This is a genomic window from Clostridium sp. AF12-41 (genome assembly GCF_003461685.1).
GTDB lineage: Bacteria > Bacillota > Clostridia > Lachnospirales > Lachnospiraceae > Otoolea > Otoolea fessa.
In genome coordinates this window covers 420907-436568 of record NZ_QTXO01000002.1, presented here as the reverse complement: position 1 = coordinate 436568, position 15662 = coordinate 420907, and the positions used below count along the sequence as shown (strand labels likewise).

Below are 15662 nucleotides of genomic sequence, written 5' to 3'. Positions count from 1 at the left end.
ATCTAAGAAGGACAAAAATGATAACAGAGTAGAGCGGAATATCTGATATTGAGATAAGGATAAAGAAATAAGAAAGCCCCGGCAGTTTCGCTGCCGGGGCTTTCCGCCCTTTTGGGGCTATATCATTTTCATAGAAGGCATTAATATGTTGCAATGAAAACTTTTAGAGTTGTCAAACTGTTGCGAGCAATTAACAGCAGCCACAGCCTCCAAAGCTCTGCTCGGTTCTCTCAATGATCTCATTCTGAAGCGGTTTATCCAGGTTACGGAAGTAGTCACTGTATCCGGCTACGCGGACGATCAGTTCTTTGTATTCCTCCGGGTTCTTCTGAGCTTCAATCAGAGTCTGGCGGTCGATAACGTTAAACTGCATATGATGTCCGTTCATAGCAAAGTAGGAACGAATCAGAGCAGCCAGGTTGTCAATACCCTTCTCGCCTGCGATAGCAGCCGGAGTAAACTTCTGGTTCAGCAGAGTACCGCCGGTCTCACAGTGGTTCATCTTGGAGCAGGATTTAACAACTGCGGTCGGTCCGTTGATATCAGCACCCTTCTCAGGAGAGATACCCTCAGACAGAGGATTATGAGCCAGACGGCCGTTCGGAGTAGCGATCATAACATCACCGAAGTATACGTGGCAGGTGGTCGGAAGCATATCTACATGATATACACCGCCTCTGGTGGTCGGTCTGCCGGTAATATAATCTTTGTACTCATTGAATACACTTACCATGATGTCATCTGCATAATCATCATCGTTGCCGTATTTCGGAGTTTTATTCTTAACTAGGTTCAGAATGTCCTCATGGCCCTTGAAATCGTCGTTCATAGCGTCGATGAGTTCTTTCATGGTAAACTTTTGATTGTCAAATACGTTGAACTTGATAGCGGAGAGTGCATCGGAGATAGTACCGATACCAACACCCTGGATGTAGCTTGTGTTGTATCTCGGGCCGCCTGCGTTGTAGTCTTTACCTTTCTTGATACAGTCATCGGTACAGATGGAAAGGAACGGAGCCGGCATCATCTGAGAGTAGATTCTCTCGATAACCAGGTTGCCGCGCATCTTAACATCGATGATGTACTCAAGCTGTGTCTTGAATGCGTTCCACAGTTCGTCATAGGATTTGAAGTCTTCTGCCTTGCCGGTGTGCGGTCCGATCTGTTTTTTGAACATTACATCGTAGCCATCATACAGAGCGAGCTGTAAGCACTTAGGGATGTTTAAGTAACCGGTCAGCCAATAAGCCTCGGTTCCCCATGCACCTGTCTCAACACATCCGGAGCATCCTGCGTTTCTGGCGTCAACCAGAGATTTGCCCTGATTTACCAGCTCCTGAATCAGCTCATCGGTATTGTAGAATGCCGGCTGGCCCCAACCCTGACGAGCGATCTCGCAAGCTCTCTTTAAGAACTTATCCGGAGTAACCTTGGAAATCTGTACGTTGGAGTTTGGCTGGTTCTGTCTCATATCTTCCATACAGTCAAGGATTAAGTAAGAAACAGCGTTAACTGCGTCTGTACCATCTTCCTTCACACCGCCGGAGTTGATGTTTGCGAAGTCTACGTATGTACCGGACTCTTTTAAGGTTACGCCAACCTTAACCGGAGCCGGAGAGTTGAACAGTTTAACCCAGAGACACTCAAGAAGCTCAAGAGCTCTGGTATCATCCAGAGTACCTGCAGCGGTATCTTTCTCATAGAACGGAATCAGATGCTGATCCAGACGGCCCGGTGTAAATGCATCCCACGGGTTTAACTCGGTTGTAACGCCAAGGTGTGTAAACCAGTACATCTGAAGTGCCTGCCAGTAGGTCTCCGGTTTGTGCTCCGGAACAACGGCACAGTTAGCTGCAATCTGCTCAAGCTCTGCTTTTCTGACCGGATCCTTCTCCTCAGCAGCCTTCTCAAGAGCCAGATCATGATATCTCTTACCTAAGATAATGATAGCATCGCAGCAGATATCCATAGCGCGAAGCTCCTGCTCTTTGTCATAAGCTTCCGGATCATTGAAGTAGTCAAGATCTTTGATAGCCTGCGCGATCTCTTTCTTGTAATCGCCGTAGCCCTTGATGTAGAAGTTCTTGCCGCCGGCTGTATGGCCCGGTCCACGCTGCTCCATGAACTCGGTAAACATACCAACCTCATAGCAGTCTCTCCATTCCTGGGTCATAGCTTTTAAGAGATGCTCTCTGACTGCACGGTTCTTCCAGTACGGAATGATCTCTTCTTCCTGAAGCTTCAGATCGTCTTCGGTAACAGTGAAGTTAACCAGTTTACGATCATTCATGATGTGCATATCTTCGATGGTGTGACAGCACAGCTCCGGGAAAGTCGGTGAACACTGCGGGTCTTTGCCCTTCTCACCAACTAACAGCTCATCCTCGCCTAAGTAAAGAGTTTTTCTGGAGAAGTACTCTTTCAGAACGAGAGCTCTTAAAACCGGTACAGATACGGAACCTTCGTACTCTTTGTAAACATCGGTTTCAATTTTGGCTCTTTCCAGATCCAGATGCGGCTGGGTGGAATGACTGATTCTTCTCAGTCTTTTAATTCTCTCGGTGCATCCGCGGTCATTGTCTTTTAACAGACCTTCTGGTGTGTTGATTACGAATGAAGTATCAATTTTCTCTGCCATTTAAATCATCCTCCTATATTGACTTTGTTGAATCCCTGTTCTTCGAACATGGACTTAAAGTGTTCCATAAGCTCGGACACCGGTACGCTCATCTCATCCTCATGGTACTCCATGTCGAGGCTGGCGTATTTACCCTTTCCGATGTCATGATAAGGTAAAAGGTTTACCTGACGTGCGTGAATATTGTTTTCTTTCAGGAAATGGATGACACTTTCAATGTGTTCATCGGTTGCGTTGACCTGCTGGATAATCGGAAGCCGGATGTAAAGACCAGCGCCCTCATCACTTAATTTCTTTAAGTTCTCTAGAATTAGTGAATTGTCAACGCCAATAAACTTCTTGTGGTCTTTCGGATCCATCACTTTGATGTCGTAGAGAAAAACATCTACGTAAGGAAGAATCCGCTTCAGATTCTCATAGTCTGTGTAGCCGCTGGTGTCGATGAAAACGCTGACACCGTTCTCGTGGAGCTTGCGACAGACCTCTTCCACATAGTCCATATGCTGGGAAGCCATAACCTCACCGCCGGAAAGTGTTACACCGCCGCCGGATTGTTCATAGAAGATTTTGTCCTTCATCGCTTCCTTGACAAGTGCATCTACCGTGTATTCCTTACCGGCTAACTCCCGGGCCTCTGTGATGCACCAATCGGTACAGACGCCGCAGGCGGTACACTTGGAACGGTCAAATACAATCTTGCCGTCTACGATGGAATTGGCTCCCTGTTTACATTTTGCAACGCATCGGCCGCAGGTGGTACATTTGTGCTGATGAAAAATCAGTTCCTTATAATAATGCTGACTCTCCGGGTTGTGGCACCACATACAGCGTAAGGGACATCCCTTGAAGAAAATCGTGGTGCGGACACCATCACCGTCGTGCGTTGAAAATTTCTGGATGTTAAATATGTAAGGAGTTTCTGCCATCCTTTCCCCCTCCTTTGCAAAAAACTAGACTGTGTTCTAGTTCTGAGTCTATAATACTACAACCAACTCAAGAATACAAGAGTAAATTGAAAAAAATGTATTAATTTAATTTTTAACAGACGAATCTGAAAAATAATCATCCGATCACGCTGAAACAAGCGGAGTGCGGAATGACTATAAAAGAAAATTAATATAACATATAAGATACCATAGAAAAATGGGGCTTACAATCGGAAAAAATGAGGATATTATGCGTGAAAAGAAAGTGAAAATTGTAGAAAAGATAAAATGGTTTGAATATTCATAATATATAAAACAAAAACAAAAAATTAAGCACAGTTAAAAGAGCATCGCACAAATATGAAAAGGGAAAATCAAGATAGAAGTGAAAAAAGACTAAAAATCCAGAATAACAGTAGAAAAGAGCAGTAGAAAAGAAAAAACAAAATAAATAAGAAGCTTGAAAAAATGAAAAAATTTCGCTCATGTGAAAGTTGCCCGGTTGACAAGAGGAATTTTGACATGGTATAGTAAAAATGTATAAGGATGTTTCGGGAAGTATCAGAAGAACCCGGACAGCAGAAGCCAGGAAAACTATATTTCGAGCTGAAAAACCTAACACAGTATATTGTCAGGGTTTACAGCCAATGGGTATCAGGGGAAACTCGGATGCCTCCCGCATTTGGAAAGAAATGCATTGGAAAGAGAAGTAGGACTTGCTGCTTATTAGGAAGAAAGGCAGCTGGTAAAAGGCGGCGCATCCTCTGCCAGAGTCTCGTTCCGATGAAATGTTTTTCAGCGTATTCTTAAACAAAAGAAGGGAGAAGAACAATTTCATGAAGAAGACAAACAGAATCATTGCATTGGCAATGGCGGCCATGACAGCATTGTCTATGACAGCCTGCTCCGGAAGCGCAAAAGAGACAACGGAGGCGGAAAGCGCCGCAGAGACAACCGCAGAGGCTGCTGAGGAAAGCAGTGCAGAGGAGACCAAGGAAGCATCCGGAGAGACGCTTCTGATGGCAACGACGACCAGTACCGATAATACAGGTCTTCTGGATTACTTAAAGCCAATCTTTTTAGAGGATACAGGTATTGACTTACAGTGGACGGCAGTAGGAACCGGTGATGCGATTCAGAAAGCAAAAGATGGTGAAGTCGATGTGATACTGGTTCATTCTAAAGCAAAAGAAGAAGAATTTGTGGAGAGCGGCTACGGTGTAGAGCGCTTCCAGGTTATGTATAATGATTTCGTGATCGTAGGACCGAAGGATGGTCCGATTACAAAGACGGATGATATCAACGCTGCATTTAAACAGATCATGGACGAGCAGCTGACATTTGTGTCCCGTGGAGACAACTCTGGTACCCATAACAAGGAGACCGGAATCTGGGAGAAGCTGGGAATTACAGATTATGAGAGCAATCCAAACTATGTATCGGCAGGCGCTGGAATGGCTGATACACTGGCGATGGCAGATGAAAAAGGCGGCTACTGCCTGTCTGACCGTGGTACCTGGCTTGCCAAGAAGGCAGATTTCCCGGATATGGATATTGTATGTGAAGGCAGCAAGGAACTTTTAAACCAGTACGGCGTTATCGCAGTAAATCCGGAGAAATATCCGGATGTCAACAACGAGGCGGCGAATACGTTTATCAAGTGGATCTGTTCTCCGGAAATCCAGACGCTGATCGGTGAATACGGCGTAAAGGAGTACGGCGAGCCGTTATTCTTCCCGAATGCAGAGCAGAAATAGAATACTGCCGGATGATATGCGGCAGTGCAGGAATTAGCGTATTTAAACGAATAAAGCAGGCAGTTGAACCTTGCAGAATTTATAATGTATAAACAGGAAACCGGAGAAGGGAGGATGCACTTTTTCCGGTTTTTCTGTCATTAAGAATTGAGAAAATGAGAACGCCTGCAGAACATAAGGTGTTTCAGTGGATATGCTGGGAGAAAAAATATGGGAAACCTGTTTTCAAAATTTTTTGGTACGGTCGGAGTGATAGATTCTATCCGGGTAACACTGGTGATGTCTTTCTGGTCAACCTTGATTGCGTCCATGCTTGGAATTTTTCTGGGACTTGTGCTGGAGCAGACGAAATTTCCAGGAAAAAAGCTGGTAGTCCGCGTGAACCGGACCTTGATGGGAGCACCTCCGGTCGTCATCGGACTGCTCACATATATGCTTTTGAGAAAAAAAGGTCCGTTTGGGGCGCTTCGATGGGTATTTACGATCAAAGGAATGGTGGCAGCTCAGGTTCTGATCATCACTCCGATCGTCTGTGGAATGGTATATTCATATGCGGTCCGCACGGCGCCTTCGATCCGGGCATTTGCCAGGACGATGGGAGCTGACCGGCATCAGACCGCGCGGCTTCTGCTGCGTGAAATGAAAAATGAAATTTATTTTGCGGTTGTGTCTGGATATGGGCGTTCCATCAGTGAGGTCGGGGCGGTCTTTCTGGTAGGTGGAAATATAAAAAACAGCACCCGGACAATGACGACTGCGATTTCAACCCTGAAAGGTGCAGGCGATTATTATGAAGGGGTATTTTTGGGAGTGATCCTGATGCTTCTGGCATTTGCGGTACAGACATTGGCAGAACATTTCAGACAGGAGGAGACACCGGATGAAAATCTCTAAGCTGCAAAAGAAGATGGGTCAGTTTACGCTTCAAATCGAGGAACTGTATCTGGAGAGCGGGAAGGTTCATGGTCTGATAGGAACTAATGGCTGCGGAAAAACAACACTTTCCAAGCTGATACAGGGGATATTGGTTCCAGATGGCGGGAGGATTGATTACGAGGGACTGACACCCCGGGATATCACGATGACAACACAGAGACCGTATCTTTTGCATGATACGGTGTATCAGAACCTGATCTATCCGCTGAAAATACGGGGAATCCGCCCAGATGAGGCGAAGATGGATGCCTGGCTGGAACGATGTGGGCTTCTGCAGAAAAAAAATCAGTATGCCCGTTCCCTGAGCAGCGGGGAACAGCAGAAATTATCATTTATCAGGGCCCTGGTATTTGACCCTGCGTTTGTGATTGTTGATGAAACTCTTTCCAACCTGGATCCTGACAGTACAGAATTGTTTGAACAGCTGATGCGGGAGCAGCAGACGAAAAATAAGATGACATGGCTGCTAATCAGCCATCAGCTGGTGCATGTCCGCAAGATTTGTGACCAGGTACATTTTATGGAGCAGGGGAATGTTCTGGTGTCTGGAACACCGGAAGAAATCCTTCTTCACCCGTCGCATCCGTCCATACGCCGATATCTGGCAGATACAGAGGTTTCATATCGTGAAAATGAAAAAAATTCAGAAATATGAATAAAAATGCGAGACGATTGCGCTGGATGTGAAAAAAATGGAAAGAGTTTTGCTTGGGATGATTGACACAGTTTGTGAAAATGTGGTATAATTTCTGGTAGAAAATCATGAGAAAGAGAATTGTCGCACGAGAGCGGCAGTTATACAGAGTTGATTTCGAGCTTTTCTGCCTAAGCTGTGAACCGATTCACAGGATGGAAGAAAAGCCAATGGGTATCCGGGGAAACGCGGGTGCCTCCCCGCATCAGACGATGCATTGGAAAGGAATAGCTCTCGGATGACCGGGATGAAGACCCGGAAGTTCTGGAAAAGAGCAGTAAATTCCGCCAGCCCAAGCAAAGCCTGATGTAGATAAGTGCATATCAGCAGAAAGCCATAAGAGGCAGACTGCATCATCAGGAACGGATACAGAGAGCGGAATGTTTTCTGTATTCGTTTTTTTGTTTCATTCGGAGAGGCGGTCCATGAATCAGAAGCACTTCGCGTGGATGCATACCTTCGCGAAGAAGAATCATGCCGCAAGGGAGGAATTATGAAGTTATTGAAAGTTGATACGCTGGCGCAGGCGCGGGAACGTTTGCTTAAAGCGGCAAAAGAGTGCCTGCCAGAAACGGAGCACGTTGCGCTTGCAGATGCATCTGACCGTATTTTAGCAGAAGATATTGTCTCTGGGGAAATGATTCCGGCATTCCGCCGTTCCAGTGTAGACGGGTATGCAGTCTGTTCAAAGGACACGGCGGGCGCAACGGAAAGTATCCCGGTTTTTCTGAAGGTGCTGGAAGAAGTAGAGATAGGACATCCGGCGGTATCAAAGATTGAACCGGGTACCTGCGCCTATGTGCCGACCGGCGGCATGGTTCCGGAAGGGGCAGATGCCATGGTGATGGTAGAATACAGTGAACGGTTCGGAACAGATGAGGTTGCCCTGTATGAAAATGTTCCGTATGGGAAATGCATCGTGCTTCCGGGAGAAGATGTAAAAACCGGGGATATAGTCCTTAAAGCGGGAACCCGGATTGGCCCGGCGCAGGCGGGAACATTGGCAGCGCTTGGCGTGGTTCAGGTTCCGGTTTTTAAACCGTGGAAGGTGGCAATTCTATCGACGGGCGACGAACTGGTCAGGATCGATCAGGTTCCTGGACCGGGACAGGTGCGGGATATTAATACATGGGCGCTGTCCTGTTATGTGAAGAAGACAGGTCTGGAGCTTGTTTCGGCAGAGGCGGTGAGGGATGAAGAGGTACTTTTAGAGGAGAAAATCAGGGAGGCGGTCAAAGCATGTGATTTGATTTTGATCTCCGGAGGAAGTTCCCAGGGAAAGAAGGACATGACTATGGAGATATTAAACCGCATCTCCAAGGAGGGAGTATTTACCCATGGGCTGGCACTGAAACCGGGAAAACCGACGATTCTGGGATATGATAAAGAGAAAAATACGCTGTTAGGAGGACTTCCTGGGCATCCGGCAGCAGCGCTTACCGTTTTCCACTTATTATTTGTGTGGCTCTGGAAGCAGGTAACCGGTCAGCCAGATCAACCTCCGCTAGAAGCCTTTATGACAACGAACCTGGCGGGGGCACCCGGAAAAACAACCTGCCTGCTGGTAAAGCTTCAGATGGCTCCGCAGGGGCTGGAGGCAGAACCGGTATTTGGAAAATCAGGCTTGATTTCGACGATGGCAGAGGCAGACGGCTACGTTCTGATTGATATGAATCAGGAGGGACTGAAGAAGGGTGAGCAGGTGAAGGTATACCGTTTTTAAAATGAATTGCTTCCAGAAGGGCGACGGAGAATAAAGGATCGGCAGAGCCTGGTGGAAACAGAATAGAGGCAGAGATGGGAAAGAGAAATTTATATCTGAATAATACACCGGTGGAGGAGGCAAAAGCCCTTTACCAGAAAGCACTGGGGGAATTATTAAGCCCCAAGGCAGAATGGATTCCCGTGACGGAAAGTCTGCACCGGATTACAAAAGAGGCAGTCTATGCGAAATATTGTTCCCCGCTTTATAATGCGGCGGCGATGGATGGAATCGCGGTTGAGGCAGAGAAAACAAAGGGAGCATCGGAGCGGAAACCACTTACCCTGTATCCGGGTACAGATTTTACAGTGGTGGATACGGGCGATCCGATTCACGCACCATGCGATGCAGTTATCATGGCGGAGGATCTGCTGGAGCAGGAAGACGGATCGGTGCAGATTACGGATGCAGCTGCATCATGGCAGCATGTGCGTCCGATCGGAGAAGATATCGTAGCGGGTGAGATGCTGATGCCCGGTTATCATGAGATACGCCCGATTGATATAGGTGTTCTCCTGTCTGGCGGAATTACAGAGATTGAGGTGTTGAAAAAGCCGTCGGTAGCGATTTTTCCGACGGGAACCGAAATCATAGAGCCGGGACAGGAACCCAGGGATGGGGACATCATCGAATCGAATTCGAGAGTGTTTGAGGCACTGGTAACGGAACATGGCGGTGCGCCCCATCGTTTTCCGCCGATTGCGGATGAATATGAAACATTGAAAGCAAAGGTGGCAGAGGCGGTTGAAAACTATGACATGGTGATTGTCAATGCCGGCTCCAGTGCAGGAACTGAAGATTTTACGGTTCATGTACTTCGGGAATTGGGGGAGGTTCTGGTACACGGGGTGGCAATCAAGCCGGGAAAACCGGTAATATTGGCGATTGTCAATGGAAAACCGGTAATCGGACTTCCGGGATATCCGGTATCCGCCTATATCAACTTTGAAAATTTTGTGATTCCTGTGCTGCAGAAACTGGCAGGACGTACAGAAACAGGCGGCACGACGGTGCGGGCTGTCATATCCAAACGCCTTGTATCATCCCTGAAACATAAAGAGTATGTGCGGGTGAAGGTAGGAGAAGTGGGTGACAAGCTCGTCGCTTCTCCACTGGCGCGCGGGGCGGGAGCAGCAATGAGCCTGGTGCGGGCAGACGGATTCTGTGTGATTCCTCAGAACAGCGAGGGGGTCGAGGCGGGAGATACCGTTGACGTAGAGCTATACCGTTCCCTGGAGGAAATTGGAAGTACGGCAGTGGCAATCGGAAGCCATGATCTGATTCTGGATGTGATGGCAGATTTGCTGCCGTGTATGTACCCGGGTAATTACCTTTCCAGTACGCATGTAGGCAGTATGGGCGGTTTAATGGCATTAAAGCGGGGAGAGGCGCATCTGGCTCCGACCCACCTGCTGGATGAAGAGACAGGAGAATATAATATTGCGATCCTGAAAAAACTGTTTGCGGGTGAAAAAATGGCACTTGTTAAGGGCGTTGAGCGAATTCAGGGAATTATCGTAAAAAAAGGAAATCCGCTTGGAATCCATGAAATTGAAGATCTACGTGGCTTGAATTATGTCAACCGACAGAGAGGAGCGGGGACAAGAGTCCTTTTTGATTATAAGCTGAAGGAAGCCGGTATTTCACCGGAAGAGATTCACGGATATGACAGAGAGGCGGCAACGCATATGGCAGTGGCGGCTGCCGTGTCCGGCGGCGATGCAGACGCGGGCATGGGAATCCAGTCGGCAGCTAGGGCAATGGGACTTGATTTTATTGAGATTGGACGGGAAGAGTATGACTTTGCGATTCCAGTCAGATTTTTGGATTTTCCACCGGTACAGCATTTTCTGGCGGTTTTGAAAAGCCGGGAGTTTGCAGAGAGAGTGGAGAAGCTCGGTGGTTATGGGCTGGCAAGAACCGGAGAAATTTTATATTTATAAAAGAGGGGATTAGATGGGAGCAGTTGTGCGTGAATTATATGTGTTCCGGCAGAGGGGACAGCCGGGAGAAGCCGTGGAGAGCGCCTGGTTCCGAAGGGGGATCGGAATGGAGGGTGACCGGCATGCAGCGGGAGGTGAAAGGCAGACTTCGCTGTTGGCGGGAGAAGCCCGGGACTGGATGGAGAAGCAGACAGAACCGGGACTCTGCTTCCGCCGCTACAAGGCAAACCTGATAACGGAGGGAATCGATACCACCCAGTTAAATACGGGGGATCTTCTGGCGGCGGGAGGGGCGGTGTTCCGCGTCTCCGGGTATGGAAAAAAGTGTTTTCCAGAGTGTATTTACCATGAAAAAGGAGTTTTCTGCCGCCTTTCGGCAGGAGCCATATTTTTGGAAGTGATTCGGGACGGATATGTATCTGTTTCGGATGAAATAATGAAATTAGGCAAAAAGGAGGAACTGTGATGAGACGATTAGAGAAAGATGAATCACTCTGCATTGGCTGCCACCAGTGCGAAGAAGCCTGTTCGAAGGCATTTTACAAGGTTTCGGATCCAATGAAATCCTGCATCCGCATTACCGACAAGGAGGATGGAAGCCATCATATTGCTGTGTGCACACAGTGTGGAAAATGTTCTGAAGTGTGCAATACAGGTGTGATTACGGAGGATGCGAGAGGCGTTTACCGGCTGAATAAGAAAGAATGTGCCGGCTGTCTGATGTGCGTTGGATTCTGTCCGGAGAATGTTATGGTACAGTGTGATGATTATCTGGAGCCGTCCAAATGTACGGCGTGCGGATTGTGCGTAAAAGCATGTCCGACCGGAGCGATCCGTCTGGTAGAAGAGTAAAAGGAGGAGAAAGGCATGATTAAAATGTGTGATCTTCCGCGTTATGCGGACGCAGATATGGAAGAAATCAAAAAAATGAAAGAGGCCCACACGGTTCTCAATCAGGTTACATATGAGCCAAAGCCGCTGTATCATGGATATACGGATAAGCGTCTTCGAATCAATGTGACAGATAACACCATCGATATGATCGACATTCCTCAGGAGGTCAAAGAAAAATTTACCGGCGGAAAAGGTTATTGCCTGCGTTATCTGTGGGATGCAACGAATCCGGATACAAAGTGGAATTCTCCGGAAAATGCCATCACCATGTCGGCAGGACCGATTGCCGGAATTACGCAGTACGGCGGTACCGGAAAATGCCTGGTATGCAGCATTTCACCGATGACAGATATCCCGATTGATTCAAACGTCGGCGGATATTTTGGCCCATTCTTAAAATTCTCCGGATTTGATGTGATCGAGCTGACTGGAAAAGCGGAGGAAGACGTGATTATTGTCATCGATGGCAATAAGGGAACCGTTTCAATTGAAAAAGCACCGTTAGAGCATAAAGATGCACATGTACTGGGAGAAGAGCTGACAACCATGTATGCGGAGGATGACAATGATCGCAAAAACGTGGCGGTCGTATGTTCTGGTTCAGCGGCGGATCATTGCAACCTCTCTATGCTGAATTTTACATTCTATGATCCGAAAAGAAATGTAGTTCGCTTAAAACAGGCTGGACGTGGTGGTATCGGACGTGTCTTTGCGGACAAGCACATTAAAGCGCTGGTATGCCATTTTAAAGGCGTAAAAGCAAATCTGAACCATGTATATGATATCAGTATCCTGAACCGGGATGGCCTGAAATTCCATCGTGAGGTGGCGACACAGGATGACAAACAGAATTCAATGCGTAAATCCGGAACAGCATACTCCCTGCGTATCATGAGCGATTATGATATTCTGCCGACGCGCAATTATAAATATGGCGGAACGGATAAGATCGATGAGATGGCACCGGAGGTATGGAGAAATAAATGGCTGACCCAGGGCGGAGCGGACGGATGTTGGTATGGATGTTCGATGGCGTGTGCTAAAACAGCCGATCAGTTTGAATTAAAGACAGGTCCGTATAAGGGACATAAAGTATGTGTGGATGGTCCGGAGTATGAGACAGCAGCCGGTGTTGGTCCGAACTGCGGTGTAACCGATCCGCAGGTAATCCTGGAAGTGAATTTCTACTGTGATACATATGGCATTGATACGATTTCCTTTGGCACCATGACTGCCTTCCTGATGGAATGCTATGAAAATGGTATCCTGAATAAGGAGAGAACCGGCGGTCTGGAGCTTGTATGGGGCAATGCAGAGGCGGAGCTGGAGCTGCTGCACCAGATGGCGCGAAACGAAGGCTTTGGCAAGATTGCGGCACTTGGAAGCCACAAGCAGAAAGAGTATTTTGCAGCGCAGGGCTGGGGCGATATGGATTTCATGAATGATATTGCGATGGAACAGAAGGGACTTGAATATTCAGAGTATGCTTCCAAAGAATCCCTGGCGCAGCAGGGCGGCTATGGTCTGACCAATAAGGGACCGCAGCATGATGAGGCATGGCTGATTTTCATGGATCAGGTAAATAACCAGATTCCTACCTTTGAGGATAAGGCGGAGGCGCTGTATTACTATCCGATGTTTAGAACCTGGTTTGGTCTTCTGGGACTTTGCAAGCTGCCGTGGAATGATATTGTACCGGCTGACAACAGCCTGACCGATGAACCGGCGAAGGTACCGGAGCACGTAGATAACTATCTGGATCTTTATTATGGTGTTACTGGGGTCAAGATTGATAGGGATGAGATGATTAAAATGTCCGAGCGCGTCTACAATTTCCAGCGTGTTTTCAACATTCGTCTTGGCAAGGGACTGCGTGCGGACGATGCGATTCCATACCGTTCCCAGGGACCGGTTACGGAAGAAGAATATCTGTCCCGTCAGGAGCGCTACGATGGTCAGCTGGTAGAGCTGGTTGGTTTTACAAAAGAAGAAGTCGAAAAAATGTCCTTAAAGGAAAAGATGGCTGCGACTAGAAAGCACAGAGAAGGGGAATATGAGAAGCTGATTGATGCGGTATATCCGAAGCGCGGCTGGAATTTAAACGGTGTTCCGACAATTGCACACCTGAAAGAGCTTGGCATGGATCTTCCGGAGCTTTTGGAAGTAGTTGAGCCGCTTCAGTAAGACTATTCATTAATACGTTGCAGAAGGGAAGTGGATATAATGGTACTGAATAACCGTCCATATCCGGACTGGCATGAAGGACTGACAATCAGGGGTGTGATGGAACACATGAAATTTACCTGGCCCAAGCTGGTCGTGAAGGTAAATGGGCAGCTGGTCTGGCCAGAAGACTATGATAAAGTAACACTTGAAGAAGCAGATGATTTGAAGATTTATCATTTACTGGGGGGCGGTTGATTCAGAAAGGAGACGCTGGTTTGGAGATAGACAAAGAACGCTATAAAAGAAATATTCTCCTGCCGGAGGTAGGAGAAGAAGGACAGAAAAAGCTGGCGGAAAGCCGGGTGCTGGTAGTCGGGGCGGGGGGACTTGGATCTCCCGTCAGCCTCTATCTGGCAGCAGCAGGAGTCGGTACGATCGGGATTGCTGATTTTGACCGGGTGGATGTCAGCAATCTGCAGCGTCAAATCCTTTACCGGGAACAGGACATTGGAAAGGCAAAAGCAGAACTGGCGGCGGAGCAGCTTCAGAGCCGGAATCATTCGGTGCAGGTAGAAGTATACCCAGAGGGGATTACAGCTGAAAATGCAGAAGAAATTCTTGCAAAGTTTGATGTGATTGTGGATGCTTCGGATAATTTTCCAACCCGCTATCTGCTGAGTGACACATGTATGAAGCTGGGAAAGCCGGATGTATATGGAGCTATCTGTGAATTTGCGGGACAGGTTACCGTGTTCGCATCGGACGGACCATGTCTGCGCTGTCTCTGTCCGGAGGCAGAGGACCCATCCGGAAACCCGAATTCGGCTGCTTATGGTGTGCTTGGCGTGATTCCCGGCATGATCGGGTGTATGCAGGCGGCAGAAGTATTGAAGCTTCTTTTGGGCAAGGGAGAGCCGCTGATTGGAAAAATGCTGTTCATTGATGCCAAAACGTGGTCCACGGATCTGATAGAAGTTCCAGTGCATCCCCAGTGCAGCTGCCATGCACATACCAAAGTTCACCGGATGTGAAAACGATATTAAAAATAGACACTATGAACAATCTCTTTACTTCACAGGAAAAGAATGATAAAATAAATTAGATTGCCGAAAGCAGATGAGGAAGATTATCCACTCTGCTTTCGGCTGGATTCAGGTAAACAAAAAGGTAAATTAGATAACCAGGAATGTTTCCCTGAAATTACGATTATTGAGAAGTTAAGAGGTAAAAGGTAAATGGCGAAGGGTAATAACACAAAAGCAAAAATTGCCCGTGTTGCATGGAAATTGTTTCATGAGAAGGGATATGAGGAGACGACGATCGATGAGATTATCCTGCAGTCTGGAACATCAAAGGGAAGCTTCTATCATTATTATAGTGGAAAGGATGAGCTTCTGGCATCTCTCCCAGAGATCTTTGATGCAAAGTATGAAGAGGTAATGCAGGCGCTGGATCCGGAGATGGACAGCTTTGACAAGCTTATGACGCTCTGCTTCAGTGTACATGATCTGATAGAGTCGGATATCCCGGTAGGGCTTCTGGCGTCACTCTATTCCTCACAGGTGGTGACAAAGGGGGATAAGCATCTTTTAAACCAGAACCGTTTTTACTATAAGATGGTAAATCAGCTGGTCGATGAGGGGCAGCGCCGGGGGCAGATTACCCGCAGTATGCCATATTACGAGATTGCACATATGTATGCACTCTGCGAGAGGGCAATCATCTATGATTACTGCATTTCAGACGGTGGCTATGCGCTTGGAGAGTATACAAGAAAGACAATGCCTCTGCTGTTCGGCGGAGTGCGTGTAAAGCAGGAAGTCAAATAAAAAAGCAGACGGAAAATGCTTCTTAGGGGTATTTTCTGTCTGCTTTTGTGCGTGATAGCCGCGTACAGATCAGGATAGCATTGAGTACCTTTAAAATAAAGGAACCTGGGACGGGAA

General features: G+C 47.4%; 13 protein-coding genes and 2 riboswitches. Of the genes, 11 read left to right on the top strand and 2 right to left on the bottom strand.

Features of this window, described 5'->3' with window-relative positions:
- Positions 1–190: 190 nt before the first annotated feature.
- Both hypD and DWV73_RS05475 read right to left on the bottom strand, forming a co-directional pair.
- Positions 191–2638 carry a trans-4-hydroxy-L-proline dehydratase gene (hypD, locus tag DWV73_RS05480; protein ID WP_117796067.1) on the bottom strand — a complete coding sequence of 816 codons (2448 nt, stop codon included), beginning with the start codon at positions 2636–2638 and terminating at the stop codon, positions 191–193.
- Positions 2639–2643: 5 nt separating this feature from the next.
- The gene (locus DWV73_RS05475) at positions 2644–3564 is read right to left on the bottom strand and encodes a trans-4-hydroxy-L-proline dehydratase activase (protein ID WP_117796066.1); all 921 of its coding nucleotides are present in this window, start codon (positions 3562–3564) and stop codon (positions 2644–2646) included.
- A 587-nt stretch (positions 3565–4151) separates the two neighbouring features.
- Positions 4152–4273: riboswitch (molybdenum cofactor riboswitch) on the top strand.
- Positions 4274–4400: 127 nt separating this feature from the next.
- Between DWV73_RS05475 and DWV73_RS05470 the strand changes: the two genes are divergently transcribed.
- The 11 genes from DWV73_RS05470 (at position 4401) to DWV73_RS05420 (ending at position 15545) form a co-directional block, all read left to right on the top strand.
- Positions 4401–5321: a substrate-binding domain-containing protein gene (locus DWV73_RS05470; protein ID WP_117796145.1), complete on the top strand. Its 921-nt coding sequence runs from the start codon at positions 4401–4403 to the stop codon at positions 5319–5321.
- Positions 5322–5531: 210 nt separating this feature from the next.
- Positions 5532–6215 carry an ABC transporter permease gene (locus DWV73_RS05465; RefSeq protein WP_022360331.1) on the top strand — a complete coding sequence of 228 codons (684 nt, stop codon included), beginning with the start codon at positions 5532–5534 and terminating at the stop codon, positions 6213–6215.
- Positions 6202–6912 carry an ABC transporter ATP-binding protein gene (locus DWV73_RS05460; protein WP_107001403.1) on the top strand — a complete coding sequence of 237 codons (711 nt, stop codon included), beginning with the start codon at positions 6202–6204 and terminating at the stop codon, positions 6910–6912. Before DWV73_RS05465 ends, DWV73_RS05460 begins: the two co-directional genes overlap by 14 nt.
- Positions 6913–7054: 142 nt before the next feature.
- Positions 7055–7195: riboswitch (molybdenum cofactor riboswitch) on the top strand.
- A gap of 249 nt (positions 7196–7444) precedes the next feature.
- Positions 7445–8674, top strand: coding sequence for a gephyrin-like molybdotransferase Glp (glp, locus tag DWV73_RS05455; RefSeq protein WP_117796065.1), 1230 nt, complete (start codon positions 7445–7447; stop codon positions 8672–8674).
- Between the two features lie 74 nt (positions 8675–8748).
- Positions 8749–10656, top strand: coding sequence for a molybdopterin biosynthesis protein (locus DWV73_RS05450; protein ID WP_117796064.1), 1908 nt, complete (start codon positions 8749–8751; stop codon positions 10654–10656).
- Between the two features lie 13 nt (positions 10657–10669).
- Positions 10670–11122, top strand: a complete 453-nt coding sequence (locus DWV73_RS05445; RefSeq protein WP_022360327.1) for a rhodanese/MoeB/ThiF domain protein — start codon at positions 10670–10672, stop codon at positions 11120–11122.
- A complete protein-coding gene (locus DWV73_RS05440; RefSeq protein WP_022360326.1) occupies positions 11122–11508 on the top strand; it encodes a 4Fe-4S binding protein in 387 nt (128 codons plus the stop codon). The genes DWV73_RS05445 and DWV73_RS05440 overlap by 1 nt, the downstream gene beginning before the upstream one ends.
- Positions 11509–11523: 15 nt before the next feature.
- Positions 11524–13734 carry an aldehyde ferredoxin oxidoreductase C-terminal domain-containing protein gene (locus DWV73_RS05435; protein ID WP_207661050.1) on the top strand — a complete coding sequence of 737 codons (2211 nt, stop codon included), beginning with the start codon at positions 11524–11526 and terminating at the stop codon, positions 13732–13734.
- Positions 13735–13773: 39 nt separating this feature from the next.
- Positions 13774–13971, top strand: coding sequence for a sulfur carrier protein ThiS (thiS, locus tag DWV73_RS05430; protein WP_022360324.1), 198 nt, complete (start codon positions 13774–13776; stop codon positions 13969–13971).
- A gap of 20 nt (positions 13972–13991) precedes the next feature.
- On the top strand, positions 13992–14747 hold the full coding sequence (locus DWV73_RS05425; protein WP_181986216.1) for a HesA/MoeB/ThiF family protein: 756 nt from the start codon (positions 13992–13994) through the stop codon (positions 14745–14747).
- Positions 14748–14951: 204 nt separating this feature from the next.
- Positions 14952–15545, top strand: coding sequence for a TetR/AcrR family transcriptional regulator (locus DWV73_RS05420; RefSeq protein WP_107001407.1), 594 nt, complete (start codon positions 14952–14954; stop codon positions 15543–15545).
- Positions 15546–15662 lie beyond the last annotated feature (117 nt).

Bases quoted from the DNA above. Each gene is read 5' to 3' on its own strand.
- DWV73_RS05450 (WP_117796064.1), top strand. From the start codon at position 8,749: ATGGGAAAGAGAAATTTATATCTGAATAATACACCGGTGGAGGAGGCA.
- DWV73_RS05445 (WP_022360327.1), top strand. From the start codon at position 10,670: ATGGGAGCAGTTGTGCGTGAATTATATGTGTTCCGGCAGAGGGGACAG.
- DWV73_RS05465 (WP_022360331.1), top strand. From the start codon at position 5,532: ATGGGAAACCTGTTTTCAAAATTTTTTGGTACGGTCGGAGTGATAGAT.
- thiS (WP_022360324.1), top strand. From the start codon at position 13,774: ATGGTACTGAATAACCGTCCATATCCGGACTGGCATGAAGGACTGACA.
- DWV73_RS05460 (WP_107001403.1), top strand. From the start codon at position 6,202: ATGAAAATCTCTAAGCTGCAAAAGAAGATGGGTCAGTTTACGCTTCAA.
- DWV73_RS05440 (WP_022360326.1), top strand. From the start codon at position 11,122: ATGAGACGATTAGAGAAAGATGAATCACTCTGCATTGGCTGCCACCAG.
- DWV73_RS05475 (WP_117796066.1), bottom strand. From the start codon at position 3,564: ATGGCAGAAACTCCTTACATATTTAACATCCAGAAATTTTCAACGCAC.
- glp (WP_117796065.1), top strand. From the start codon at position 7,445: ATGAAGTTATTGAAAGTTGATACGCTGGCGCAGGCGCGGGAACGTTTG.
- DWV73_RS05420 (WP_107001407.1), top strand. From the start codon at position 14,952: ATGGCGAAGGGTAATAACACAAAAGCAAAAATTGCCCGTGTTGCATGG.
- hypD (WP_117796067.1), bottom strand. From the start codon at position 2,638: ATGGCAGAGAAAATTGATACTTCATTCGTAATCAACACACCAGAAGGT.
- DWV73_RS05435 (WP_207661050.1), top strand. From the start codon at position 11,524: ATGATTAAAATGTGTGATCTTCCGCGTTATGCGGACGCAGATATGGAA.
- DWV73_RS05470 (WP_117796145.1), top strand. From the start codon at position 4,401: ATGAAGAAGACAAACAGAATCATTGCATTGGCAATGGCGGCCATGACA.